This window comes from Serratia sp. KH_031 (genome assembly GCF_057839655.1).
This window is the reverse complement of the sequence record NZ_CM174496.1, coordinates 3,243,914-3,269,604: the sequence shown is the minus strand read 5'-3', so window position 1 is coordinate 3,269,604 and position 25,691 is coordinate 3,243,914. Positions and strand designations below refer to the sequence as shown.

The window sequence follows — 25,691 nt, the reverse complement described above, 5'->3', positions numbered from 1 at the left end:
GATTGGCTGGCTTATATGTGAAGGATTTTTCTTAAGGTTATTTGAACTGATAACCAAGAAAAAGCTGATCACGAGGCTAATAGAAAACGTAGTTACACAGGAACCGGGCGGAAGGGAACATTGTTCAACAACCTGCCTAATATTGACTCTAAAGGGAAAGACACCATGAACATGAAGAAAATCGCGTTTGTTATTGCTTGTACGGCTTTATCTACTTCCGCATTGGCGAACAATACCATTAACTTCCAGGGTGAAGTTGCTGACCAAACGTGTGCTGTTAACATCAACGGTAACGCTTCATCACCGTTGGTATTGTTGCCGACAGTGGCCACTGCCAATTTAGCGACCTCGGGTTCTACTGCTGGGCAAACGCCTTTTACTATCAGCCTGACAGGTTGTACTGCTTCAGCTTCTGCCGTCGCGATTAAAACTATTTTCGTGGGTAACAACCTGACTGCCAATGGCCGTATGGGTAACACCGGTACCGCGACTAATGTGTCACTGCAATTGGTTGACCCAACTGCACCCGCTACCGCCTTGGATCTGACAGGCCAAACCGGTGCTGTAGGTCTGTCTCTGGCCGCTAATGCCACCTCTGCATCCCATGATTTTGCTGTTGAATACTATTCAGAAGGCGTAGCAACGCCGGGTTCTGTTTTGGGTAGCGTGCAGTACAGCGTTTCTTACCAATAAGTCTCTTAGCCCCTTCGGTTATAGCCGGAAGGGGCTATTTAAGAAGGATCTTAACGTGGTTATCAAACCTTTCGGCAAACTGTTATTTGCGCTCTCCGGCTTGTGTCTTTTTCTTGCTGAACCGGGGATAGCCAGCGTAGTGATGCTCAACACCAGGGTTATTTATCCCGCAGATGCACAGTCACAAACCGTGCAACTGACCAATAACGACAATATTCCTTACGTCATGCAGATGTGGTCGGATATCGATAATCCAACCTCAACGCCAGATAATGCCGACGGCCCTTTCGTGGTAGTGCCAGCGTTATTCCGCATTGAACCTAAAACTGGGCAATCGGTGCGTTTGGTCTTTACCGGTAAGAATTTACCGCAGGATCGGGAATCGGTGTTCTATCTGAACACAGTACAAATCCCACCGAAAAACACCGCAAGTGGTGCAGAAAACCAAATGCTAGTGGTACTGCGTAACCGCATGAAAATCTTCTACCGCCCGAAAGGCATCGTGGGTGGAAGCGATAAGGTCAGCCAACAAATCCAATTCTCACTGAGTTCTACCGGTAAGCACTGGGTACTGACCGCCAAAAATGATTCTGGCTATTACGCTTCGTTGATCAACGCCACGGTGATGGCGGGGAATAAACCGCTCTCGTTTACGCCGAGTATGGTGCCGCCCAAGTCTCAGGCTAGTTGGAAAATAGCCAAAACGGGTCAAGCGCTAGCCGGAGCGCAGAAGGTCAAATTCACCTTGGTCAATGACTACGGCGGACACACCACCGCAGAGGCGACGTTACAACCCTAACGTAATTATTGCCATATCCACCAGAACGGTCTTCCATTTTAAAGGATTAAAGGGATGCATCAGCTCACCATGACCCAATACCGCTATTTTGATCCTATTCCAAGTGGCATTAGCCGCTTGAAGCCGTTGGTGTTGGCACTGTGTTTGTTCCCATCGCTGGTATTTTCCGCCACAGAGCAACCAGCAACCAACCAGTTTGAATTTGACGACAGCATGTTAGTCGGTAAAGCCAAAGAACAAGACAGCATTGCGCGTTTTAATAAAGCCAACTCGGTGGAGCCGGGAACCTATCAGGTCGATGTATTCGTCAACGGTGATTTTTACGCTCGCCAATCGCTGGTTTTTAACGCGGATAAGCAACAAACCGTATCACCCTGTTTCTCGCGTGATGCGCTGATTGCGGTCGGGATTTTACCGACCAGCATTAAAGCCACTGACGACCAAGAGCAATGTCTGCGTCTTGCCCAACAGGTTGAAGGAGCCAGCAGCCGTTTTGATTTTGCCCGTCTGCGTTTGGATTTGTTAGTTCCGCAGGCGTTGATGAAACGCCAAGCGCGCGGCGCGGTGTCTACTGCCGATCTGTCTGCTGGTGAGTCGGTAGCATTTGTGAATTATGACACCAACTACTATCGCAATAAGGCGTCGGGCAACACCACTGACTCGACCTATCTTGGGCTGAATTCGGGGATTAACGTGGGGCTGTGGCAATTACGCCAACAATCGAGCTACACCCGTTATACCAGCGACTCCAGCCCAAGTAACAGTAGCTGGAATTCGGTGCGTACTTATGTGCAACGCCCACTCGCAACCTTGAACAGTGCGTTGACCTTAGGTGACAGTTTCACCTCCGGCAGCCTGTTCAGCAGTATGGGTTTTCGCGGTGTGCAATTGGAAACCGACGATCGCATGTTGCCAGAATCCCAACGGGGTTATGCGCCGACCATTCGTGGTGTGGCATCAACCACCGCCAAAGTGACCGTTAGCCAATCGGGAGCGCAAATTTATCAGACCACGGTCGCACCGGGTGCGTTCGTGATCGACGATCTGTATCCGACCAGCTATCAAGGCGATCTGGTGGTTGAAATACAAGAAGCGGATGGCCGTGTATCTTCCTATACCGTGCCATTTTCTGCCGTGCCGGATTCGATGCGACCGGGGCGCTCGCATTTCAATCTCTCAGCCGGACAGGTACGTAACATTGGTGACAGCGATGCGATGTTTGCCGATCTCACCTATCAAACCGGTTTGACCAACGCTATCACCGCTAACAGCGGCGTTCGTATTTCTGATGGTTATCAGGCATTGCTGGGCGGTGCGGTTTTGGCCAGTCGCTTTGGTGCGTTAGGAACGAACGCGGTCTATTCGCGTGCCGATATGTGGGGCGACACGCTTGAAGGTTGGCGAGTTGGCGCGACCTATAGCCGCACATTTAATCCGACGTCGACCACCTTGGCACTCGCGGGTTATCGCTACTCAACCGAAGGTTATCGCGATCTCAGCGATGTGCTCGGGCTGCGCAGTGCACGCGATCAAGATGCGGTTTGGACTTCCAGTACCTATCAGCAGAGTGAGCAGTTTGTTGCCAGTATCAGCCAAGGGTTGGGCGATTACGGCCTGATCTATTTTTCCGGTTCGGCCAACACCTATCGCGGTGGTCGTGGGCGTGACACTCAGTATCAGCTAGCTTATTCAAACACGTATAGAACCGTCAGCTATAACCTGTCGCTCAGTCGCCAGCAGACCGGCAGCACCACCTATGGCGTGCAGTCGGCAGAGGATGCAGCGACGACCAATAGCGGTACGACGCAAAATGTCTTTATGTTCTCAGTCTCGGTTCCATTGGGCAGCGGATCGCGTTCGCCGATCCTGTCCGCTGGGGTGAGCCAGGAATCGGGCAACAATGGTACCACTCAGTATCAAAGTTCGTTGGCGGGTACGCTCGGTGAAGATCAACGCCTGAGTTACACCCTGAACGGGGCTTATGACAACGGCGGCACTGGCAGCAGTTTGGGGGCTAGCCTGACGCAACAACTGCCAGTCGCGACCATTGGCGGCAGTCTGTCACACGGCAAGAACTACACGCAAGGTGGTGTTAGTGCACGTGGCGCGGTAGTTGCTCACTCCGGTGGTGTGACGTTGGGGCCTTATCTCGGCGATACCTTTGCTTTAGTTGAAGCCGAAGGCGGTAACGGAGCCGAAGTGATGAACGGCATGGGCGCACGGATTGACCGCTTTGGTTATGCCATCGTGCCATCACTGGTGCCATATCGTTATAACGACATCGCTTTGGACTCGAAAGGGATTAAAAACCAGAGCGCAGAACTGACCGAAAACCAGCAACGCATCGCGCCTTATGCGGGTGCGGCGGTGAAAGTTCGCTTCAAAACATTGGAGGGTTACGCATTGCTGATCAAGCTGCCGGTTGCGGAAGAGGGCATGTTGCCGCTGGGTGCGAATGTTTATGACGATAGCAACGCCGTCGTCGGCTTGGTTGGACAAGGTAATCAGATCTACGCCAGAGCGGCGGGAAAGCAAGGGATGCTGCGGGTGAAATGGGGTGATTCAGCGACTGAACAATGCACCTTGAAATACGATCTTCGTGGGCAGGATATGACGCAGTCACTTTACCGTTTGGCATTACCGTGCCGCAGTATTTAAATAAGGATGGCCGATTTTATGCGTAAATTTTTCACCGTCATTGCGTTGATGACTGCCGGAATGTGGCTGTCAGCACCGGCTTGGGCTGCCTGTTATCGCATTACTGCCGTCAATAATACGCCCAGCTCGAACTATTACACCGAGCCGGGGAAAGGGACGGCAAAAGCCTGGAGCGGTGCGATTGATACTTCGGGATCGACAGGTTCAACCCCGACGGTAATCAACATCAACAACAGCACTTTCCAGCCAGATGGAACCTTGATCGCCAGTGGAAGCGTGAGCATTTTGAATGCTGGGGCGCAGGCTTACGATGCCGATCAAATCTTATACCGCTGCACGGCGGATGAGGCGGGCAAACTGTATGAATATTACGCCACCAACGGTGACTCGGCCTATGCCGGGCGCGATGACGTGGGTTCTGCTTACGGTTTACCGGAAACTTATCAAACCTATGCCAGAGGCTTGGCATTACGCGCGACTAACTTGGCGACCGGGGAATATTACTCGCGTTACTGGAAGGCCAGACCGTTAACCGATTTGGATAGCGATTCAAAAGGGTGGTTATTGGTTAAGGTGAAAAACTTCAGCGACACCAAGATAGAACTGTTCCGCCTGAACAGTGCGATGGGGCCGATGACTGGAACTGGGATTATCGCGCACTCACAGCCAGCGACTTATATTGCCTTTAAAGGCGGCGCTTTTTCTCCGGGATTGAGCATTGGCGCGGATTCTTTGTCGCAATACAGCGGTTGGTACGCTGATTGGCCGGGAGCCACAAACCTGTATAACCGACTCTATATTCGCCGTTCGGCCAGTTGCATGGTGAATAACGTGACACCGACGGTGCGTTTTCCAACCATTACCGTGGGGGAGTTGCGATCGGGAGTGACGCGTCAAGTCCCTGTGACCATTCAGTTCGATTGTCAGACCGGTGCGCCGGCCAATACCGGCCTGACGACATTAAACAGTGGCGTTGCTGCGAACCAGACGGCGATGGGGATTTTGGTGAATCCGGCTAACGCCGCTGCTGCCGTGAACGAAGGGTTGGGCACCTCTGGCTCCGGCGTCAGTTATTTACTGTCGGACGGTTATGGTACTGATTCGACCGTGGCTACCGGCGTTGGAATACAAATTTCACGGACTAATGGAGCAACGCTGAATCTGCTGAGCACCTTAAGTGGCGCGGCGTTGGGGGGCAATGCCGCGGGGTGGTATCCGGTGTTGGATGATGCTTCCGCCGGTTCAGTGGGCAATGGTTTAACCAGCTACACCAAAACCTTGAATGCGACCTTGAAAGCCATACCGGGCAAGACGGTCACTGCGGGCAAAGTGAGCGCCACGGCACAAGTCATTATTCAGGTGCAATGATGCGAAAGACGATCGGGTTAATAGCGATATTGTTGTTCAGCGGCGTGGTGCGAGCCGGGGTCATTGTTGAATCATCACGTGTGGTATTTTCTGCCGCCGACCGTGAGCAGTCGCTGATGTTGGCAAACGGTAATAATTACCCGGTGATTGTCCAAACTTGGATTGATAACGGTGCGCCGGATGGCACACCAGAAACGGCGGGTGAGGTGCCAGTGATGCCGCTACCGGGGATCTTTCGCTTAGAACCCGGCGAGAAGAAAAATCTGCGGCTGTTGGCTACGCAAATTAAGCAACCGAAGGATCGTGAATCGCTCTATTGGTTGAATATTTACGAGATCCCGCCGACGGATGCCAAACTCCCGCCCGGCGTTTCGGCGCTGAAAGTGGCGGTACGCCTGCAACTGAAAATGTTTTATCGCCCGCAGGGTTTGCAACCGGTGGTGGATAAATTGGCGGCAAGTCAAAAATTCAGTGTGATCAGGAAGCCGGGAACCTTGACGTTGAACGTCGAGAATCCAACGCCGTATTACGCTACCTTTAGCGCGGCGCAGGTGACCGGCGGCAAACAATCGCGTGCGGCGGAGATCGGGATGTTAGCGCCTTTCGCCAGCAAACAGGTGGATCTCAGCGGCGACGCAACTTGGCAACCCAATGCCATCCAATATGCCACCATCAACGATGATGGCAACGCGGTAGCGGGTAACCAATCAATAGGGCAGTGAAAAACGGAAGCAAGCACCGTTGGTGGATTGCTCTACTAACTGAATATCGCTGTCGTGCAGTTGCAAAATACGCTTCACGATCATCAACCCCAGTCCACCCGCATGACGGCGAGCGTTGGTCAGGATCGACGGACGCATAAACAGATCGGCACGTAATTCTTGTGGGATGCCAGGGCCGCTATCGTTGATTTGCACCATCACTTGCCTGTCTTGCGCCCACAGACGAACTTCAATCTCGCCCCCTTGTGGGGTATGGCGAATCGCGTTATCTAACAAATTGGTCAGCACTCGCTCAATCAAACAGAGATCGGCATTAACCAGCGGGATACCCGGTTGGATGTCGGCTTTCAGTTGTTGCTGCCTGGCTTCCGACGCCAACTCGAATTTTTGGAACACATCCTGCACCAACTCGCTGAGTGAGAACGGCTCTTTTTGTGGTTTCACCACGCCGTATTCCAGTCTCGCCAGCTCGAACAACTCTTGTGCCAACCGGCCTACTTTGCGGCTTTGCGCCAATGCGGTTTCCAAATAACGCTGGCGGTCCTCTTCATTCAAACTGGCCGATTTCACCGACAGCGTTTCCAGATAACCGTGTAATGAGGTCAGCGGGGTGCGTAGATCGTGCGAGATATTGGCGATGAATTCACGGCGTTGCTGATCTTGCTGGGTCAGCGTTTGCCATTGTTCGGTAATGCGCTGAGCCATATGGCTGAAGGCCAGTTGCAGTTGGCTGACTTCATCGCGCCCGGCAGTGGGTGGCGGTGTTGCCGCATAAGCTTGTACTGCTGCTAGTCCGCCACGGTCTAACGTGCTGACTTGCTGGGTCAAATGACGAATCGGACGTGTAACCCAACGGAAGGCAAAACCCCCAGCCAATAAGCCGAACAGCGCGACTAAGCCCATCGACCATAAAGCCATTCTCACCGCTGAATCAATCTGGGCGTTGTTGGTCAGCGCGTAGTAATTTTCACCGAGTAAAATCACGTACAGGTAACCTTCGGTTTGTCCGTTGACCTTCAACGGCGCGGCGCTAAACACTTTGTTTGTATTCAGGCTACGTGGGTCATCGCCGTAGATCGGCAAATTTCCCCCAGCCAACAAGGTTTGTATCGGATGGAGATTGATCTGTTGACGTTTTAAATGCCCTTCTGGCGCGGCATGACCGATAATCTTGCCTTGCTTGTCGAGCAGATAAACCTCAACGCTCGGGTTTACCGCCATCAGTTGATCGAACAAGGTACTAACCGAAGCGGTATTCAGTCCATTTTGACCTAATAATGGATTGCTCTCGGCGATATGCTGCGCCAAATTGCCAGACAATCGCTGGATCACTGCCTGACTATATTGAGTGCTGCTACGCACCTGCAACCAAGCGGAAAGCGAGCAACAACCTAATAATAGCAGGGCGAAAATTAGGGTCAGGCGTTGCGTTAGTGTGAGGTTTTTCATCATTCACTCTTGCGGTATCGCCGCGAATTTATAGCCCATGCCCCACACGGTGAGGATGTGCTCAGGTTCAGCCGGATTACGTTCGATCTTGACGCGTAGCCGATTAATATGGGTATTCACCGTATGCTCATAGCCATCGTGCTGATAGCCCCAAACTTGATTCAACAAACTCAGGCGGGAAAACACTTTGCCGGGGTTTTTAGCAAAAAAGTACAACAGATCAAACTCCCGTGGCGTTAGTTCGATCGGTTGTTGATTCAGATGAACTTCACGCGCGATAGGGTCTATCTCTAATCCATTAAAGCTCAGCGTACCGGCATCCATTTTCAGGTTACGACTCATTGCCTCCTGCCTACGGAACAAGGCTTTAACTCGTGCGACCAGCTCCAACATAGAAAAAGGCTTGGCGAGATAGTCATCGGCGCCCAGTTCTAAACCCAGCACACGGTGAACTTCGCTAGAGCGAGCGCTAATGATGATGATTGGTGTGTAACGGGTCATATTGCGAGCTCGCCGACAAATCTCCAAACCGTCCACACCCGGCAACATCAGATCGAGGATCAGTGCGTCCCAACCCCCTTGCTCCAGCATCGCTACCCCCTGATGGCCATCGGCGGCATGGCTGATGTCATAGCCTTCATCGCGCAGGTGCAACTGCAAAAGTTCGGCGATATTACCGTCATCTTCCACGATCAAGATTTTCTTTGGCTTTTCCATCTTCTTACCCCGGTTCAGCATCTATTAGCAGTCTACACAACCCGGCAGAGTCGAGTTATCACATTTTGTTTAACTCTACGTGAGGTCTTGGGGAACAAATTCGGCCAATACTCAGCCCATCGAAACGCTGACCGTCAGGAGATAGCGCATGAGTATGACCATCACACCCGACAAGGAAGCGATTATTCATCCGTTGTGGTTGCGATTGACACATTGGCTGAATGCATTGGCGATGCTGATTATGGTCGCCAGTGGCTGGCGGATTTACAACGCGTCACCGTTGTTTGACTTCCGCTTTATGAACGAGTTGACGCTCGGTGGTTGGTTGGGTGGTGCGTTGCAGTGGCACTTTGCCGGGATGTGGTTGTTCGGCATTAACGGCGTGATTTATCTGGCGTGCAATCTGTTTAGCGGCCGGTTTAAGCGGAAGTTTTGGCCGTTAAGCCCAAGAGAATTGGTGCACGATCTACTGGCCGCATTGCGTGGCAAGCTGAAACACGCCGATCTGCGTCACTACAACATGGTGCAACGGGTGATGTATTTGCTGGTGATGCTCGACGCTATTTTGATTGTACTTTCCGGTTTGGTGTTATGGAAATCGGTGCAATTCCCACTGTTACGAGAACTGTTGGGCGGTTATGAACCGGCTCGTTATATCCACTTTTTCGCCATGGCAACGCTGGTGGCATTCGTGGCGGTGCATTTGGTGATGGTGGCGTTGGTGCCTCGTACTTTGCTCGCCATGCTGCGTGGCCGTTAAGGGGAACAGGATGAAACCACAACAACTTCAAGACGCAGCCGAAATCGTCAAAGAAGCGCAGAAACTGTTAGCCCGGCAATTGGAATCTTCATCACGCCGCCGCTTTTTGCGTAACGGTTTAACGCTCGGTGGGATAGCGATGCTAACGGGCTGTGATCTCAGTGATAACAGCAATGTCGAACAGGCGCTGTCAGGTATTTCGCGCTTTAACGATCGGGTTCAGGGTTGGTTATTCAATGCCGATCATTTGGCTCCGGTGTACCCAGAATCGATGATCACCAGACCATTTCCTTTCAATGCGTTTTACGCCGAAGAGGAAGCGCCGGTTATCAATGGTGCGGATTACCGGTTGGAAGTAGCGGGATTGGTACTGGATAAGCGCTCTTGGTCATTACCGCAGTTATACAAAATGAGTCAGATAAGCCAAGTGACGCGCCATATTTGCGTCGAGGGTTGGAGCGCGATTGGTCAATGGGGTGGTGTGCCGTTTGCCGAGTTTTTACAGGCGATTGGTGCCGATCTCAATGCGAAATACGTCAGCTTTAAATGTGCCGATGACTATTACACCAGCATCGATATGGCTACGGCGCTGCATCCACAGACCATTATGGCGCTGACCTATGACGGAAAAATCTTGCCGCGCAAATACGGCTATCCGATGAAATTGCGGATGCCAACCAAGCTCGGTTACAAGAATCCGAAACATATTCAGGTGATTGAAATCACCAACCGTTACCCCGGCGGTTACTGGGAAGATCAAGGTTACAACTGGTTTGGTGGCAGCTAACCGCTGCGACAAATCCCCTGCACGACATGTGCTTTTTAAATGAGAGAAGGAAATGACCATGAAAAAGTTATTCGCAATGATGATGTGTAGTGCGCTGATGTTGGGTGTGGCTGGTGCTAATGCCGCAGATAACATGGCTAAAGATGGCATGAAAAAGGACCAGATGAGCCAAATGTCGCATGACGGTATGGCAAAAGACGGCATGAAAAAGGATGGTATGAGCAAAGACAGCATGTCTAAAGATGAAATGAAGAAGAAAGACAACATGGGCAAAGATGCCATGAAGAAAGATGAAATGAAAAAAGACGATATGGCTAAAAGCCAATAATTGAGTTGTTCAGCCGCGTAGTGGGTTACGCGGCTGAACGGTCATTTGGCGGCAACAAAAATGGTACTCATGCTGCGTAATCGCAGCTTTTTCATTGCGCTGTATTTTTGTGAAAAGATGGTTTTTGGATGCGTGCCGCGTTTCTCGGCGATGCGCAGCAGGCTGTCGCCGCGTAACAGATTAAAAAGCACATCGCTTTCCGCAGGGCTTAACTCACGCGTTTTCTGTACTTTGATGCCACTTGAGCCTTTGCTTTCCAACAGATTTTGGATTTTTTCCTGCAACGAATAAAGTGGGATCCGCGTTGAAACCAATTCAACGGAAATGCCCAATACCGACAGCAATTTGACGACCCGCTCATCATCATAAAACACCAGCAGACGAGTTCTGGTTTTGTATTGCTGGTGCATGGCCACCAAGCTTTCGATCACATTAACGCTCTGCTCCAGATTTTGTGAAGTAAAAATGAGCGCAATATCATGCTTAATGATTTTCTCTGCCTTGGCCCCACCGTGCATGAAATCGGAAAACAGCCGAATATCATACTGGCCGTAATGCTTTTTCAGCAGAACGGAAAGACCCATATAGCTGTACTTACACTCGCTAATAACAAGGACGTTGTTCTTAGACATAATGGTAGACACCAATAATGAGTTAAAAGTATTCAGCTGCCAGAAGTGAGCTTAAATCCTTGATATTGGATTCCTTCCACAGCTTTCCCTGTAGTGCGTAATAGGGCATTTCATCCAGCCATTTTTTATGTTCGGGGGTTTCTACCCCCTCGATAATCACTTTGTAATGATTAAGATGGAAGAAACGCAAAAGGGCACGCATTAAACCTTCGCCACCGGGCTTATTCATAAAATCCCAGAGCAAAAAACGATCAAGCTTAACGAAGCGAAATTGGCTGTTATACAAGGCAGAAAAACCAGCATAACCAGAACCAAAATCATCTAACCAAAATGAATAACTTTGCAGTGAGGGGTCGCCATGGACCCGATCTTTCACCAGCCGAGTCGCACTTTCACTGATCTCGAAATGAAGACAGCGAAGTTCGCGTATTCTGTCCGCGAAATTTTGATTCGCTAAAGAACGTAACGAATGATCATCAACATTCAATGTGACGATGACGTGATTATCTCGAAACCAATGCTTATATTTTTCAACCAAGCTGACCTGATCTAATAGAATTTCTACGCGAGTATTAGTATCAGCCTGTTTGAAAAACTGCTCAGGAGATAAATGTGAAAATTCACTATTAAAGGTAAAGCGAGATAAACATTCCACGGCTAATAGTTGCCCGGTTCTAGCGAACATCGGCTGAAAGACATAATTAATTCCATTATTTTTCTCTCTAAAAGAAGTGCTCATTGCCCAATCCTTGGATTGAAATTCATGTGTTTGATTGTTATCAATAAAATTAATTATTCTGTCGCTTTCATTGGTAATAATCTTATTTAATGTCATCAGGTTATGAAATGACGAAAACACGCTGAAAAACATGCAGTCTTCCCTGGAGTCAAAAGGATTCTGAAAGTTACAAAATGTAATCACATATCATTACCTGCTGATTTTAATCAGTATTTTAAAATGTGAAATTTAATAACTTTCTTAAATACAGACTATTCCCATTCGATTAAATCGTCAATACCGATCGATGTATATCTGTTGATAGTTTTTTCCTATCAAGAATGCGAGGGGTGAATGATTTAAACGATTTATGGATAAGAATAATCTCGGTTTATATTTTGTTGGCAATGGGTTCATCGAAGCAACACTCCTTTTCAGCAAGGAGTGCTATCGCATGAGTGTATGCTCAGTGACCGGTTTGCCTATATTTCACCGGCACTGAATCGATTATTTTATTGTCCTATGGAGCTGGAAATGAAAAAAGTATTATTGCCTTTGGCTACGCTGGTATTGTCTGTTACTGCTTATAATGCAACTGCAGCAAGTGGTAATGTGAAATTTACCGGTGAAATCGTACAGTCAACCTGTAAAGTTGTTGATAAAGACCAAAATAAAGAAGTTTATTTGGGTAAATATCCGACGACTACATTTTCTAATGTTGGCGACACCAGTGGTTCTAAAAACTTCACTATCGATCTGGAAAACTGTGAAGCGGGTAATTACACCATGCGTTTCGATGGTAATACCCCAGCAGGTCACCCAGAATTATTAGCCGTCACCGGCGGCGCGACCGGTGTGGGTATTGAAATCGTTGATAACAACGGTGCCGTTCTGCCAATCGCTCAGGAAATTACCGATCCAGCCACCGTCACTGTTGCCGCAGACGGCGATAACCCAGGTAAAGCGACTTTCGATTTGCGCGCACACTATAAATCTTTCCAAAAAGCCGTGACCGCAGGTCAAGCGAACTCTAACGCGACCTTCACCATCGAATATAAATAATTCGTACCAGGATAGGCGAATTATTGGCCAGGGATGGCTGCTTTTATAACGTTGGGATACTCAGATGAAAAAAATACTTTCTTGTTTTTTATTCGCATTTTCCGTGAATGCTTTGGCGGGGATTCAGGTTGACGCTACGCGAGTGATTTATAACAGCAGTAGCAAATCCGCCTCGCTCTCAATCAGTAATGACAGCGACGATACCTATATGGTGCAAACCTGGTTAGATACCGGTGATTCATCGCAAATGCCCAAGAATTTACCGATTCTGGTCACTCCACCTATTTTGAAATTACCGGCGAAAAGAGACGCGATCCTGCGCTTTATTTATTCCGGCAATGGTTTACCACAAGACCGTGAATCCCTGTTTTGGGTCAACGTGCAAGAGATTCCACCGGCACCTAAACAAGAAAATGTGTTGCAAGTGGCGATCCGCACTCGCGTGAAATTGCTATATCGCCCGGAAGCGTTGCAAACCAATCTGCAACAGCAAGCCGAGGCGCTGAAATGGCAGAAGCAGGGCGGCAAATTATTAGTCACCAATAACGGCCCACTGTACGTCACGTTAGGCGTGGTCACGCTACAAAGCGGTGGCAAAAACTGGAAAGTGAATGCTGATATGGTGGGGCCAAAAAGCAATATGAGTATTGCTATACCACAAGGCGCACAGGCCGCTAATCGCATCACCTTTAGTTATATCAATGACTATGGCGGCCACACCGAAGTCAAAAACGTTGCTTTGAACTAATTTAGATCTTCAGGGAATGAAAGAAAAATGGCACATAAAAAAATAACTATTCTCACGCCCAAGCAATGGGTCAGATTGATTAATGGTGTAATCTATTTTTCTGCCGTGCCATTTTCATTCTCTCAATTGGCAATGGCGGAAGAACAATTCAATACTTCATTCATTCGCGGTGATGACAACTTAGCTCAAGTGAGCGCGTTGGCCAGTGGCGATGATATTTTGCCGGGCAACTATCCATTCGATATTTATTTGAATGGTCAGCGTGTTGACCATCGTGATGTCGAATTCAAAAAGAATAACCCGCAAGACCCAGTAGCACCGTGCCTGAGTGCAGAAGACTACCAAAGTTACGGCATCAAACTGCCGGGTGATGCCGCCACGCTAGGCGCAGAGCAATGCTACGCGTTAACGCAACAGATTAACGGTGCCAAACTCCGTTATGACGCCGGTGTGCAACGTCTGGATTTAGAAGTGCCGCAGGTATTTCTGGTGCCACGTCCGCAGGGGGCGATTTCACCCAAGGTTTACGATAGTGGAATTAACGCCGCGTTTGCTAATTATAATTTCAGCGGTAACCACAACACCTATAACAACTCGAATGACAAGAGTTCGGATTACTATTTTCTCAGCCTGAACAGCGGTATTAATCTGTGGGGCTGGCGTTTGCGTAATAACTCTACGTTGAATCAGCAATCTAGTGTCGGTTCGCAGTGGAATAATATTTCCAGTTGGGCAGAAACCGATTTGGTTTCGCTACGCAGTCGTTTGGTGATTGGCCAGACCAACACCAATAACAACGTATTCGACAGCATTCAATTCCGTGGGATGCAACTCTCCAGCGCCAACGATATGTTGCCAGAAAGCCAACGCGGCTACGCGCCAGTGGTGCGCGGTGTGGCGGCCACTAACGCCCGAGTGGAGATTCGCCAGAACGGTTACACCATCTACAGCACCAACGTGCCACCGGGGCCATTTGCCCTGACGGATATCTATCCAAGCACCTTGAGCGGTAACTTGAACGTCGTGGTGATCGAGGCTAACGGTGCGCGAAATACCTTCGTGGTGCCGTATTCCTCGGTGCCAAATATGCTGCGCGAAGGGATCTGGGACTATCAAGTGACCGCCGGTAAATATCACGATGGCACTAGCCAGTATGAGCCGCAGTTTATGCAAGGCACGCTGTCTTACGGCATGGCTTATGACATCACGCCATACGGTGGTGTGCTGGTCGCGGAGAACTATCGCTCTGCGGTGGTCGGGATGGGGAAAAACCTGGGTAACTGGGGAGCCGTCTCTTTCGATATGTCCTACTCCGATACTGATTTGGTCACCGGCGACAGCAAGCAAGGGCAAAGTTTCCGCTTCCTGTACTCCAAGTCCCTCAACGAGTGGGGAACCGAGTTCCAGATCGCCGGTTATCGTTATTCCACCTCCGGCTATTACGATTTTTATGATGCGGTAGCAGAGCGCGATCGCTATGAAAATGGCTATTACCGTAACGATTATTACGACGCCAATGATCGTAATCAGGGTGTTCCTGATTGGGCCGAATCGCGCCGTCGTAGCTACTACACTAGCCGTTTCAACAACAAACGCCAGCGTGTGGAACTGTCGGTCAACCAACGTATCGCCGGTAGCTCAACGCTGTATGCCAACCTCAGCAACCAAAGTTATTGGGGCGGTTCGGGCGAAGATCGCACGGTACAAGCCGGTTTTAACAGTAGCTACCATAACATCAGCTACGGCGTGTTTTATCAGGACAGCCGCAGCAACTATGGTTATGCCGATAAAAGTATCAACCTGAGCGTGTCGATTCCGTTCAGTTTCTTCAGCAAAGATTCGTCGGATATGACCGCTAGCTTCAATGCCAGCCATAGCAAGCAGAGCGGCAATAGCTACAGCACTGGCGTGAGCGGTAATGCGCTGGACGATAACCGCCTGAATTACTCAGTACAAACCGGTCACGATCGCTATAACGGCCAGACCACCTCGGCCAACTTGGGTTATCAGGGCAGCATGGGCACCATCAGCGGGGGTTATAGCTACAGCAACGACTTCCAGCAAACGACATTGGGCATGGCCGGTGGCGTGGTGCTGCACTCTGGTGGAGTGACTTTGAGCCAACCGTTGCAAAACACCTTCGTATTGGTAGAAGCCGATAACGCCAAGGGTGTTCGTTTGGAAAACCAGGCCGGTGTCGCGGTTGACCGTTTCGGTTATGCGGTGATGACGTCAGCGACGCCATATCGCCATAACCGTGTGGCATTGCGCACCGAAGATATTGGTACTGGGCTGGATATCCCGATGGCAGCAAAAGACGTAGTACCGACCTACGGGGCGATCACGCGAGTTAAATTTGAAACCCATACCGGTCAGAGTTTGTTGGTACACAGCAAACTGGCAGATGGCAGCGTACCGCCAATCGGTGCCAACGTGTTCGATAGCAACGGTAAGAACAACGGCACCGTGGGGACGAATGGCGACATCTATATTTCCGGCGCATCGGCAGGCGATCGTCTATTGGTGAAATGGGGCAACGGCGTGAACGACAGTTGTGCACTCATCGTACCGGCACTGAAAAATACGGCGGAACAAGCGCTGGGTTATCAGGAACTTTCGCTGACCTGCGGAAAACCGTAAAAGGAATGAACATGTTTTCTCTAAGCAAATATCAAAACGTCGGACTGGCTACGGGTCTGTTGGTCACACTGGGTTTCTTTTCACACAACAGCTACGCGTTGGCCTGTAAAGAAGCGGGTACGGGTAAGATTCGTCAAAACATCGTGCTGGATAAGCCGATCAAAGTCTCCACCGCCAATACCACTGCGGGCACTTTGTTATGGCGTTCACAGACTTTTACTTCGATCTTTAAATGTGAGGATCAGCAAGGTTTCCCACAGGGCGAGCACGCATTTCTGTATTGGGACCCGGCTGGCAGAATGGGGCGCATTCATAACTCAATCGAAGTGGGTGTGACTTACAACGCGCGTGATATTAAGCCGATAAAAGGTGCGAAAGAGGACGTTGGCCCAGGGACAGAGTGCCGTCGTGGAAACGGTGGTCGCTGCCAATCTCCGGCTAGACCGCTGACAGTGCAAGTGACTTACGCGGTGTATATCAAAGCAACCGGCAATCCACCGCCGCCGGGTGGCAGTATTACTGATACCAACTCTTACTCGGTATTTCAGGTTGATGGCGTCGGTGGTTTGAACTCGGCACCAAATAGCAACTTCAACACCTATATTTCGGGGCTGGGGAATATTAAGTTTATCTCCTGTAACCCAAAAATCAGCGTGGTCGCGAACAACGGTTCGACCGTTAACTTTGGCCGCGTACCACGTCAAAATGCGGTTGCGGGCAAGATTGAAAAACAGATCCCGTTCTCCGTGAACGCCAGTCTGGCAGATGCCAGCTCTGGGCAGGATTGCCAAGGTGAAACGCTGCAAGCCAGCTTCAGCACCACTTACCCGGTAGCGGGTACCACCGCGATTATGCCGACCAGTAGCAGCGGCTTCGGCATCGTGATTTCCCAGTCGGATACACCGAACAAAGAGATCCCGATGAATACCCCGGTCGATTTGGGTTTGGTTAACGGCAGCACGGTAGAGAAAAACTTCATAGCTGGGCTGAAATGGTTGAACAACAACCCGCAGATTGGGCCATTTAACGCTTCAGCAAATATCGACGTGACCTTCAAATAACAAAAAAGGGTTTCAGACTGGTGCTGAAACCCTTTCTCTATTAATGCTGACCTACCCAATTAGTACACTTCTCATCGGCACATTTATTGGCGTACAGCACATGTAGACCGGGGGAGTCGTGACGATGTTCTTGCGCAGCTAGCAGTGAGATGTGTAAAGGACGACCTTCTGCCAAATCCCACACATTATTGCGGCGATAGACGGCGGGCGTTTTGCCAAATTGCTTTTTAAACGCCCGTGAGAATGATGGTTGGGAATCGAAATGAAATTGCAGCGCGATATCCAGAATCGAGCGTGGTGTTGAGCGCAATGCCTGAGCCGCTTTTGCCAGACGGCGCTCACGGATGTAGCTACCTAAAGCATGACCGGTAGTGCTACGGAACATACGCTGTAAATGCCATTTGGAATAACCCGACTTTGCCGCCACGTTGTCTAACAACAGCGGTTGATCCAAATGGCCTTCAATCCAGTCCAACAAGTCGTGAATGATATTGACGCGATCCATTATTTAAATTCTCCCGCAGATCCGACTTTCAAGTCACAGTAGATAACGTTAATTATCCAAGTAAGTGCTTTGATAATAGGTGCGAAAGTGAGGTTACGCAAGTGTTAACTTGGTTAATTGGTGTGGCGGAAAATGCTCCACAGAGGGAGAGGGTATTTACTCTCTCGGTGTTGTGGCTAGCACGGACGAACGAACTGGTTTAAAATGAGTATGAATCGAACGATTCGCACCCATTCGAATGGTTGAGGAGATTACCATGATTAGCTTTACCGCCAACCAGGCCAAAACCCAGTTCGGCGAAATGATCACTAAAGCTCAGCGTGAGCCGATTAGCATCACCAAAAACGGTAAGCCATCTGTAGTGGTTATGTCGGTTGAGGATTACAACGCGTTTGAAGAGTTTAAGCTGCAAAGTCTGCGTGCCAAGCTGGCGCGCTCCCTAGCCCAAGCTGAGGCAGGACAACTGCATGAAGGCGATCAGGTATTCGATGAATTGATGAAGGATCTCTGATGGTCAACTACCAACTGACGGACGATGCGCGAGAGGATTTGCGCGAAATAAAGGTATTTTCTCTGAAGCAGTTTGGTTCGTTGATAACACGAGAATACTTGGCTGGTATGCGCGTTACTATGCAGCATCTGGCCAATATGCCGAGTATGGGCACTGACGATGCGGGTGATTTAGGATTGAATATATGGAGTTTCCCCTATATGAGTCACCAGATTTATTATCAAACCGCCGTTGGCGGGATCTCTGTTATCGGCATTATTCATCAGAGCCGTTTGCCAACGTTGTTATTACGCCGTCGAGCATGATGCGCTCCCAACGTCAACACACCAATATTCAATCACCGGGCAACCTCACCATTGAGACCGCGATAAATTAGGTAAATGGAGCACTGATGTTGACGCCATTGAAGGCGCCGAACGGAGAAACGGAGCATAGGCAAAACCGGCATGGATGCTGGTTTTAGGCGAGTTATACAGGGACGTATATCGTAGCCGGCCGTTATGCGCAGTGCCGCAGTGACAAATTTGCCGGGAGCAAATTTGAACGCCGCTTGCGGCGGCCCCGAAGGGGCGAGTCCCACGGATAATGAGATGGACGCTCCAACTTTCACGGCATCTAAGTGCCAAACTGTGAGTGTTAAACCCAAAAGAAGGAGCGTCCAAATGCAAGTATCTACTCTCGGTATCGACTTGGCAAAAAACGTGTTCCAGCTTCATGGCGTCGATCACAATGGCAAAACTTCGCTCAAGATGAAATTGACTCGGGCGAAGTTCATTCCCTTCCTGATGCAGTTGGAACCTTGCCTTATCGGTATGGAGGCTTGTGCCTCCAGCCATCATTTTGCTCGCATACTCAGCCAGTTTGGTCATCAGGTCAAACTCATCCCCCCGCAATATGTGAAGCCTTACGTCAAAACTAACAAAACCGATGCGGCTGATGCTGAAGCCATTTGTGAAGCCGTAACACGACCGAATATGCGTTTTGTACAGATTAAGACAGCCGAACAGCAGGCGGTGTTAGCGCTACATACCGAGCGAGATATTCTTGTTCGGGAGCGCGTAGCTTGCGCCAACAGCCTGCGTGCCATGTTGGCAGAGTTTGGCATCATCATGCCTGCGGGGACAGGGGCTTTTTACAAAGGTATTCCCGATATTCTGGAGGATGGAGAAATTGCATTATCTCCTTTTGTTCGCCGCAGTATCGGACGTCAATTCGGGCATATTAATGAATTGGAAGACCAGCTTAAGCTGATAGAACAAGAACTCAGTAGCTGGGCCAAAACTCAGCCTGCGTGTCAGCGGGTGGCAAAAGTGCCCGGCGTTGGCCTGATGACCTCCACTTATTTAGTGGCATCTATTGGCAATGGTCAGCAGTTCCACTCAGCCAAACAATTTTCTGCTTGGTTGGGTCTGACACCCAGAGAGCATTCCAGTGGGGGTAAGCAACGATTGGGTTCTATCAGTAAACGCGGTGACCGATATTTTCGTTATTTGTTGGTGCATGGTGCTCGCGCCGTTGCAGCAGTGATTGAACGGCACAAAGAGGATATGCCATGGCTTGATGCCCTGTTAAAAAGAAAAAACTACAACATTGCGGTGGTGGCACAAGCCAGCAAGACGGCGCGTATTCTCTGGTCGATGTTGGTACATGAAACAGAGTATCGCCCCTTGTCTGCACATTGAGACAAGCTCAAGAGCAGACAAGGGGCAGTAAATGAGTTAACGCAGTCCGGTAGTTGCAAGTGTAATCAATAAGATGGCGAAACAGGTAAGACCGCAGGTGAGACAATCCGAACTCGGCCCTGGGCATTATAGCCCGTAGGGATGATAGGAACTCACCTGGCGGATTTCATCATGGTTCGAGCGCAATCAAGGCTCATAAAGAAACCGGATATATGGCTGCAATACCTGTTCACTTTTTTAAAGAAAAATACTGGCATTATCGGAGCGTCCATATATGGGACGAGTAATCGCAGTTGCGCCAGCAACCGCTGATATGGCAAGGGCTCGGGGTGTTGGGGGGCAGCTCTTGGCCCCCCAACTCGGTCGCGGTCGTCCGCGCTATATGGAACAACCCATTTATTGCGACCGAAACTTAATTAGGCCTATCTAAAGATGAGAGTAAAACTTTACTCCGCCTTCACCTCAACATAGTTCAACTGCAAAACATCACTGGTATAACGACGGATCTGATTCGTCTTCTCCACATCGCCATTCAGTTTCTGCCCATAAGACGGAATAATCTGGTGCAGTTTGCTCTGCCACTCTGGTGTCGCCACTTTATCCTTAAATACTTTTTCCATCAGGTGCAGCATGATTGGTGCAGCGGTAGAGGCACCCGGTGACGCGCCCAGCAATGCGGCGATGCTACCGTCCTGCGAACTCACCACTTCGGTGCCGAACTGCAACACGCCGCCTTTGTCGGCATCTTTCTTGATGATCTGCACACGTTGACCGGCTTGCCACAGCGTCCAATCCGCTTGTTTGGCATCAGGGTAGTATTCTTTCAGCGCCGCGAAACGATCGTCGTCGTTCATCGCCAACTGGCTTAGCAGATATTTCAGCAGATCGAAATTATCGATCCCGACATGGGTCATCGGCATCAGGTTGGAAGTGTTCATAGAAGCGATCAGATCAAACAACGAGCCGTTTTTCAGGAACTTGCTGGAGAAGGTGGCGAATGGTCCAAACAGCAGCACGCGCTTACCGTCCAGCATCCGGGTATCCAGATGCGGAACGGACATCGGTGGTGCACCAACGCTGGCTAAACCATACACCTTCGCCAGATGCTGATTAGCAATGGCCGGATTGGTGGTTACCAGGAACTGACCGCCAACCGGGAAGCCGCCGTAACCGTCAGCTTCTGGAATGCCAGATTTTTGCAGCAGATGCAGAGCCGCACCGCCCGCACCGATAAAGACAAATTTGGCATTGATGGTGGTTTCTGCGCCGTCATGGTTCAAGTCGGCGACCGTTACTGCCCAGCTATTGTCAGCGTTGCGTTTGATATCGCGGACTTCTTGCCCTAGGCTGAGTTTGAAGTTTTTATTCTTCACCAATGAGTTCACTAACTGGTGGGTGATCACTCCAAAATTGACATCGGTACCCAGTGGCATACGCGTCGCGGCAATTTTCTGCGCCGGATCGCGGCCTTCCATGACCAGCGGTGCCCACTGTTTAATTTGATTCGGATCTTCTGAATATTCCATACCGCGGAATAACGTACTGTGCTGCAATGCGGCATAGCGTTTGCGCAAGAAGTTGACGTTATCGTCCCCCCAGACAAAACTCATATGCGGCACATTGTTAATAAAGGATTTAGGATCTTGCAGGACGTTATTTTTAATCTGATAAGACCAGAATTGGCGGGATATTTCGAAAGACTCGTTAATGACCACGGCCTTACTGATATCAATTGAGCCGTCTTTCTTTTCTGGTGTGTAGTTCATTTCGCTGAATGCGGAGTGACCCGTACCCGCATTATTCCAACCGTTGGAGCTTTCTTCCGCTACGCCGTTCATGCGCTCGACCATATTGATGGTCCAGTTTGGCTCTAACTCATGCAGGTATGTGCCTAACGTGGCGCTCATGATGCCGCCGCCAATCAGTAACACATCAATGGATTTTTTCTCTTCTGCTACCGCCTGTTGGCTCATGCCAAACAGATTAAAGCAGAAAATTAGGACGAGTAACTTTCTCATTAATTCAAATCTCTTTTGGGTAAATTCTACTCATTTGCAGGTGGGAGAATTTAGCGGGGATAACCCTATATCTAGGGATTAATACGTTTGCTGTTTGAGTATTATTATTTGCAAAGATGTTAAAAACTACTTTTGTAACTAAAAAAACTCTTATTACAGCGTAGTTTATAAGGGTTATTAAAATATAACCACTTCTGGAAAGTGGTTATATTGTGGGGTAGTTAGGCTGGTTATTTGCGTTAAGGAAAATAGCATCACTCTGGAAGCCAAACACCGGTCATTTTCGTGGTATTAATATAATTGTTGAAATCACGAGGTTTTCTTCCTAGAGCCTGCTCAATACCGTGGGTTAATTTCTCATTACGGCCATCCAGTACGGTACTGAATAAATAGTTTAACAGGTTGACTAAATCACCCGGTAATTGTGCTTCACGTAGATAAGCGACGTAATCAGCCACGGGAACGGATTGATAGTTGATCTCGCGCTTACTGGCTTTAGCGATTTCTTGAATGGCTTGGCGAAAAGTCAGTAACTGAGGGCCGGTGAGTTCATACAACTTATTGTGGTGTGCGTTGGTGGTGAGAGCGGCAACGGCGATGTCGGCGATGTCATCGGCATCAACAAAAGGCTCGGTGATCTGGTCTGGCGGCAGACAAACCGTGCCTTTCAAGATATCGTCGAGGATAAAACTCTCACTGAAATTTTGCATAAACCAACTAGAGCGCAATACCGTCCAGTGAGCACCGCTGTTTTGTACTACTTTTTCCGCTTGCTGCGCTTCTTCTTCTCCACGACCGCTGAGTAACACGATGTTTTTCACACCGCCGCTGACCGCTTGCTGGCAAAAATGCTGCACGATATCGACCGCACCCGGTGTAGCCAAATCAGGCTGAAAACTCAGGTAAACTTGTGAGACACCTTGCAAGGCCGGTTGCCAGGTTTTGTCATCTTGCCAATGGAAAGGTATGGGGGCGCTGCGGTGCCCGGCGCGCACCAGAACATTTTTCTTTCGTAAACCTTCGGCGACTCGTCGCCCGGTTTTACCCGTTGCACCTAAAACCAAAACTGGGGCATTGTTGTTCATGGTGTCTCTCCTATCAGGACAGATTAAGGGCGTGTTGGGATATCTAGCCCACGTTGCACCGCTGGGCGTGCCAAGCCACGTTCTAACCACTGTGCGACTTTAGGGAAATTGTCGAATTCCACCAATTCCCGCGCCTCGTAAAAACCAATCAGATTACGTACCCAACCGAGTAGCGAAATATCTGCAATGGTGTATTCGTCGCCCATGATCCACTGGCGATCGGTCAGGCGGCCTTCCAACACGCTCAACAGACGTTTGGATTCGTTTTTGTAGCGTTCCAATGGACGTTTGTCTTCGTATTCACGTCCGGCAAATTTATGGAAGAAACCTAGCTGACCGAACATCGGGCCAACGGCCGCCATCTGGAAGAACACCCATTGGATGGTTTCGATACGTCGCACCGGATCTTTCGGCAGTAACTTACCTGATTTTTCCGCTAGATAGAGCAAGATGGCACCCGATTCGAACAGCGCCAGCGGCTTACCATCGGGTCCCTTGGGATCGAGAATGGCCGGAATTTTACCGTTTGGATTCAACGATAAAAACTCCAACGTCCAGGTTTCGTTCTGCCCAATATCGATAAAGTGCGGCTCATACGGCAAGCCAATTTCCTCCAACATAATCGACACTTTCACCCCGTTGGGGGTTGGCAGAGAATAGAGCTGCAAGCGTTCTGGATGCTGAGCTGGCCAACGAGCGGTGATCGGGAATGGGGATAAATCAGACATAACAACGCCTCGGAATTATTAGGGCAATAACCATTGAGTATTGCAGCAAACTCCCCGACTTGCTGAATAAATGAACGATTTTGTTTTGGCGAGAGAGAGCTCGCTGAACCGTTTAGCTCGTTAATACGCCTGCAATATGAGAGGTGATTCACACTTCAATCGGCTGTGGGATTGTCTTTATCTCGATCAGCGAGTACTTTCTTCCGATCTGGTTTAAACCAAGTGGATTAAGACATGGAAAACTTGCAAACCGTCGAAGCGGCAAAAGAGAGATTGGACGAATGGCTCCGGCAAGGCATCATCGTTCCCGGCGGAAAGCTGCCCTCAGAGCGTGAACTGAGCGAGATGCTTGGATTAAAAAGAATGACTTTGCGCCAAGCGTTGTTGAATCTGGAAGGGGAATCGAAGGTATTCCGTAAAGATCGCCGTGGTTGGTTTGCCGCTCAGCCGCGTTTCAATTTTAATCCCAAATCATCAACCAGTTTTAAACAAGCGGCGTTGGATCAGGGGCGTTTTCCTTCATGGGGCTACTTTGAAAAGAAATTGGTTCATGATGCCCCCGACACTATCGTTACTTTATTAAGCGGTACGCCAGAGCAAGGGATTTATTGCATCAGCGGTTGGGGCGCGTTGGATAATCATAAAGTGTTTTATCATGAAACCTTTATTAACCCGGCTGAGGCTGACGGCTTTATTGATCAACTCGATGAGCGTTCTTTTGCTGAAGTATGGGATAAAACCTATAACCGGAAAATCATTACCAGCCACTTGGCATTTAAGCCTACTCGCCTGAGCGTAGCCGCCAGCAAAGTGATTGGTGGTAATACGTCGACGCCTGCTATTTTGGTGGAGAAACGCCGAGCAGATAATCAACGCAATATTTTACAAATCGATATTGAATATTGGCGATTTGAATCAGTAGATTTTTATATTGACCTATAGGTATTGTCATGACACCAGAGAAAGCGAAAAAGATTTTACAGCGTGCGGACTCGTTACCGCTGTATCTTCATGCTTATGCATTTCATCTCAATATGAGAACCGAGCGCATTTTGCCCGAAGATTTATTGGATATTGCTCATCAACAAAGATTGCCGGGCATTAAAATCCATGTGCTGGATGGGGAAAGCCAGTCGCTTGGTAACGTTGACGACTCCTGTTTACAGCGCTTTAAACAGAAGGCTCAACGCCTGAATATTGACGTACATATCGAAACCAGTTGTTCCAGCCCACAAAAGATCGACCAAGCCGTGGCGATTGCACTAAAAACTGGAGCGAGCTCGGTGCGTTTCTATCCACGCTATGAAGGGCATTTGACTGAAGTATTGGCGACAGTTAAACAGGATATTGCCTATATTAAACAGCAATATCAGAACAGTGGCTTAACCTTTACCTTGGAGCAGCATGAAGATTTACAAGGTCATGAGCTGGTGAAATTGGTTGAAGAAAGCCAGTTTCCTCAACTCTCACTGCTGTTCGATTTCGCCAATATGATCAATGCCAACGAAGAACCTTTGGCCGCATTGAATGTGATGGCTAATCACGTCACCCAAGTTCACATTAAAGATGCGGTTATCGTCCGTGAAGAAAAAGGGTTAGGGCATAAAGCCTGTATTTCCGGTCAAGGTGATGTGCCATTTAAAGAACTACTGCTTGAGTTGATCTGTTTGGGTGATGAAAAACCGCAGGTAATGGCTTATGGCTTGGAAGAAGAAGTTGATTATTATGCACCGGCATTCCGTTTTGAACAGGAAGGGAATAATCCGTGGATACCGTGGCGAGAAATGAGTGAAACGCCATTGCCAAAAGAAAATCTGGACGCACGTTTGCTAAAAGAACATCAGGATGCCGTCAATCAAATTAATTATGTCCGAGAAACGATAAATAATCTGAAAGCTGATGCGCTGAAAGTCACAGGGTAATTAAGTCATAACGAAATACAAACGCAGGATTATAACCTGTGGGGATAGCTGTCTTTAAAATCCATGTCAATTTGTACCTTATATAAACACAAGGGTGG

25 protein-coding genes are annotated in these 25,691 nt (G+C 49.2%); 17 read left to right on the top strand and 8 right to left on the bottom strand.

The window, feature by feature from the left end; translation table 11 throughout:
• The first annotated feature begins 165 nt into the window (after positions 1–165).
• From AC3ISQ_RS14790 to AC3ISQ_RS14770, 5 genes are read left to right on the top strand one after another with little or no spacing between them, the layout of a single operon-like run.
• The gene (locus AC3ISQ_RS14790; RefSeq protein ID WP_489347685.1) at positions 166–693 is read left to right on the top strand and encodes a fimbrial protein; all 528 of its coding nucleotides are present in this window, start codon (positions 166–168) and stop codon (positions 691–693) included.
• A 55-nt stretch (positions 694–748) separates the two neighbouring features.
• A complete protein-coding gene (locus tag AC3ISQ_RS14785) occupies positions 749–1,492 on the top strand; it encodes a fimbrial biogenesis chaperone (protein WP_489347683.1) in 744 nt (247 codons plus the stop codon).
• A gap of 54 nt (positions 1,493–1,546) precedes the next feature.
• Complete coding sequence (locus AC3ISQ_RS14780; protein ID WP_489347681.1) at positions 1,547–4,150, top strand: fimbria/pilus outer membrane usher protein; 2,604 nt, start codon at positions 1,547–1,549, stop codon at positions 4,148–4,150.
• Positions 4,151–4,168: 18 nt separating this feature from the next.
• A complete protein-coding gene (locus AC3ISQ_RS14775) occupies positions 4,169–5,518 on the top strand; it encodes a fimbrial protein (protein ID WP_489347679.1) in 1,350 nt (449 codons plus the stop codon).
• Entirely contained in the window at positions 5,515–6,240 is a 726-nt protein-coding gene (locus tag AC3ISQ_RS14770; RefSeq protein ID WP_489347677.1) for a fimbrial biogenesis chaperone, read from the top strand. The genes AC3ISQ_RS14775 and AC3ISQ_RS14770 overlap by 4 nt, the downstream gene beginning before the upstream one ends.
• Here AC3ISQ_RS14770 and AC3ISQ_RS14765 read toward each other — a convergent pair.
• Together AC3ISQ_RS14765 and AC3ISQ_RS14760 are read right to left on the bottom strand one after the other, a co-directional pair.
• On the bottom strand, positions 6,226–7,689 hold the full coding sequence (locus AC3ISQ_RS14765; protein WP_489353303.1) for a HAMP domain-containing sensor histidine kinase: 1,464 nt from the start codon (positions 7,687–7,689) through the stop codon (positions 6,226–6,228). The genes AC3ISQ_RS14770 and AC3ISQ_RS14765 overlap by 15 nt on opposite strands.
• A gap of 3 nt (positions 7,690–7,692) precedes the next feature.
• On the bottom strand, positions 7,693–8,406 hold the full coding sequence (locus tag AC3ISQ_RS14760; RefSeq protein WP_489347675.1) for a response regulator transcription factor: 714 nt from the start codon (positions 8,404–8,406) through the stop codon (positions 7,693–7,695).
• 148 nt (positions 8,407–8,554) lie between these two features.
• Here AC3ISQ_RS14760 and AC3ISQ_RS14755 point away from each other — a divergent pair, with 148 nt between their 5' ends.
• The 3 genes from AC3ISQ_RS14755 to AC3ISQ_RS14745 are packed head-to-tail and all read left to right on the top strand — an operon-like array spanning position 8,555 to position 10,281.
• Positions 8,555–9,166, top strand: coding sequence for a cytochrome b/b6 domain-containing protein (locus AC3ISQ_RS14755; protein ID WP_489347673.1), 612 nt, complete (start codon positions 8,555–8,557; stop codon positions 9,164–9,166).
• A gap of 10 nt (positions 9,167–9,176) precedes the next feature.
• On the top strand, positions 9,177–9,953 hold the full coding sequence (locus AC3ISQ_RS14750) for a molybdopterin-dependent oxidoreductase (RefSeq protein WP_489347671.1): 777 nt from the start codon (positions 9,177–9,179) through the stop codon (positions 9,951–9,953).
• Positions 9,954–10,011: 58 nt separating this feature from the next.
• Positions 10,012–10,281 (top strand): pentapeptide MXKDX repeat protein, encoded by a 270-nt coding sequence (locus AC3ISQ_RS14745; RefSeq protein ID WP_489347669.1) that lies wholly within the window; start codon positions 10,012–10,014, stop codon positions 10,279–10,281.
• A 41-nt stretch (positions 10,282–10,322) separates the two neighbouring features.
• Here the strand turns inward: AC3ISQ_RS14745 and AC3ISQ_RS14740 are convergent, their stop codons facing one another.
• Positions 10,323–10,913 carry a LuxR family transcriptional regulator gene (locus AC3ISQ_RS14740; protein ID WP_489347667.1) on the bottom strand — a complete coding sequence of 197 codons (591 nt, stop codon included), beginning with the start codon at positions 10,911–10,913 and terminating at the stop codon, positions 10,323–10,325.
• A 22-nt stretch (positions 10,914–10,935) separates the two neighbouring features.
• Positions 10,936–11,652, bottom strand: coding sequence for an EAL domain-containing protein (locus AC3ISQ_RS14735; RefSeq protein ID WP_489353302.1), 717 nt, complete (start codon positions 11,650–11,652; stop codon positions 10,936–10,938).
• Between the two features lie 513 nt (positions 11,653–12,165).
• Here AC3ISQ_RS14735 and AC3ISQ_RS14730 point away from each other — a divergent pair.
• From AC3ISQ_RS14730 to AC3ISQ_RS14715, 4 genes are all read left to right on the top strand, one after another.
• Complete coding sequence (locus tag AC3ISQ_RS14730; RefSeq protein WP_489347665.1) at positions 12,166–12,693, top strand: fimbrial protein; 528 nt, start codon at positions 12,166–12,168, stop codon at positions 12,691–12,693.
• 64 nt (positions 12,694–12,757) lie between these two features.
• On the top strand, positions 12,758–13,441 hold the full coding sequence (locus AC3ISQ_RS14725) for a fimbrial biogenesis chaperone (protein ID WP_489347663.1): 684 nt from the start codon (positions 12,758–12,760) through the stop codon (positions 13,439–13,441).
• 27 nt (positions 13,442–13,468) lie between these two features.
• Positions 13,469–16,081: a fimbria/pilus outer membrane usher protein gene (locus tag AC3ISQ_RS14720; protein WP_489347661.1), complete on the top strand. Its 2,613-nt coding sequence runs from the start codon at positions 13,469–13,471 to the stop codon at positions 16,079–16,081.
• Positions 16,082–16,092: 11 nt separating this feature from the next.
• Positions 16,093–17,142, top strand: coding sequence for a fimbrial protein (locus AC3ISQ_RS14715; protein ID WP_489347659.1), 1,050 nt, complete (start codon positions 16,093–16,095; stop codon positions 17,140–17,142).
• Positions 17,143–17,182: 40 nt separating this feature from the next.
• On the opposite strand, the gene AC3ISQ_RS14710 is transcribed toward AC3ISQ_RS14715, so the two are convergent.
• Positions 17,183–17,647, bottom strand: coding sequence for a helix-turn-helix domain-containing protein (locus tag AC3ISQ_RS14710; RefSeq protein ID WP_489347657.1), 465 nt, complete (start codon positions 17,645–17,647; stop codon positions 17,183–17,185).
• Positions 17,648–17,903: 256 nt separating this feature from the next.
• On the opposite strand from AC3ISQ_RS14710, the gene AC3ISQ_RS14705 reads away from it, so the two are divergent.
• From AC3ISQ_RS14705 to AC3ISQ_RS14695, 3 genes are all read left to right on the top strand, one after another.
• Positions 17,904–18,158, top strand: a complete 255-nt coding sequence (locus AC3ISQ_RS14705; RefSeq protein ID WP_489347655.1) for a type II toxin-antitoxin system Phd/YefM family antitoxin — start codon at positions 17,904–17,906, stop codon at positions 18,156–18,158.
• Positions 18,158–18,463 carry a type II toxin-antitoxin system RelE/ParE family toxin gene (locus AC3ISQ_RS14700; protein ID WP_489347653.1) on the top strand — a complete coding sequence of 102 codons (306 nt, stop codon included), beginning with the start codon at positions 18,158–18,160 and terminating at the stop codon, positions 18,461–18,463. The genes AC3ISQ_RS14705 and AC3ISQ_RS14700 overlap by 1 nt, the downstream gene beginning before the upstream one ends.
• A 357-nt stretch (positions 18,464–18,820) precedes the next feature.
• Positions 18,821–19,840: an IS110 family RNA-guided transposase gene (locus tag AC3ISQ_RS14695; protein WP_489347652.1), complete on the top strand. Its 1,020-nt coding sequence runs from the start codon at positions 18,821–18,823 to the stop codon at positions 19,838–19,840.
• Between the two features lie 446 nt (positions 19,841–20,286).
• On the opposite strand, the gene AC3ISQ_RS14690 is transcribed toward AC3ISQ_RS14695, so the two are convergent.
• The 3 genes from AC3ISQ_RS14690 to AC3ISQ_RS14680 form a co-directional block, all read right to left on the bottom strand.
• Positions 20,287–21,858, bottom strand: coding sequence for a malate:quinone oxidoreductase (locus AC3ISQ_RS14690; protein ID WP_489347650.1), 1,572 nt, complete (start codon positions 21,856–21,858; stop codon positions 20,287–20,289).
• A gap of 254 nt (positions 21,859–22,112) precedes the next feature.
• A complete protein-coding gene (locus tag AC3ISQ_RS14685; RefSeq protein ID WP_489347648.1) occupies positions 22,113–22,943 on the bottom strand; it encodes an NmrA family NAD(P)-binding protein in 831 nt (276 codons plus the stop codon).
• A 23-nt stretch (positions 22,944–22,966) separates the two neighbouring features.
• The gene (locus AC3ISQ_RS14680; RefSeq protein ID WP_489347646.1) at positions 22,967–23,671 is read right to left on the bottom strand and encodes a glutathione binding-like protein; all 705 of its coding nucleotides are present in this window, start codon (positions 23,669–23,671) and stop codon (positions 22,967–22,969) included.
• A 234-nt stretch (positions 23,672–23,905) separates the two neighbouring features.
• On the opposite strand from AC3ISQ_RS14680, the gene AC3ISQ_RS14675 reads away from it, so the two are divergent.
• Together AC3ISQ_RS14675 and AC3ISQ_RS14670 are read left to right on the top strand one after the other, a co-directional pair.
• Positions 23,906–24,613 carry a GntR family transcriptional regulator gene (locus AC3ISQ_RS14675; RefSeq protein ID WP_489347644.1) on the top strand — a complete coding sequence of 236 codons (708 nt, stop codon included), beginning with the start codon at positions 23,906–23,908 and terminating at the stop codon, positions 24,611–24,613.
• Between the two features lie 8 nt (positions 24,614–24,621).
• Positions 24,622–25,593, top strand: a complete 972-nt coding sequence (locus AC3ISQ_RS14670) for a sugar phosphate isomerase/epimerase family protein (protein ID WP_489347642.1) — start codon at positions 24,622–24,624, stop codon at positions 25,591–25,593.
• Positions 25,594–25,691 lie beyond the last annotated feature (98 nt).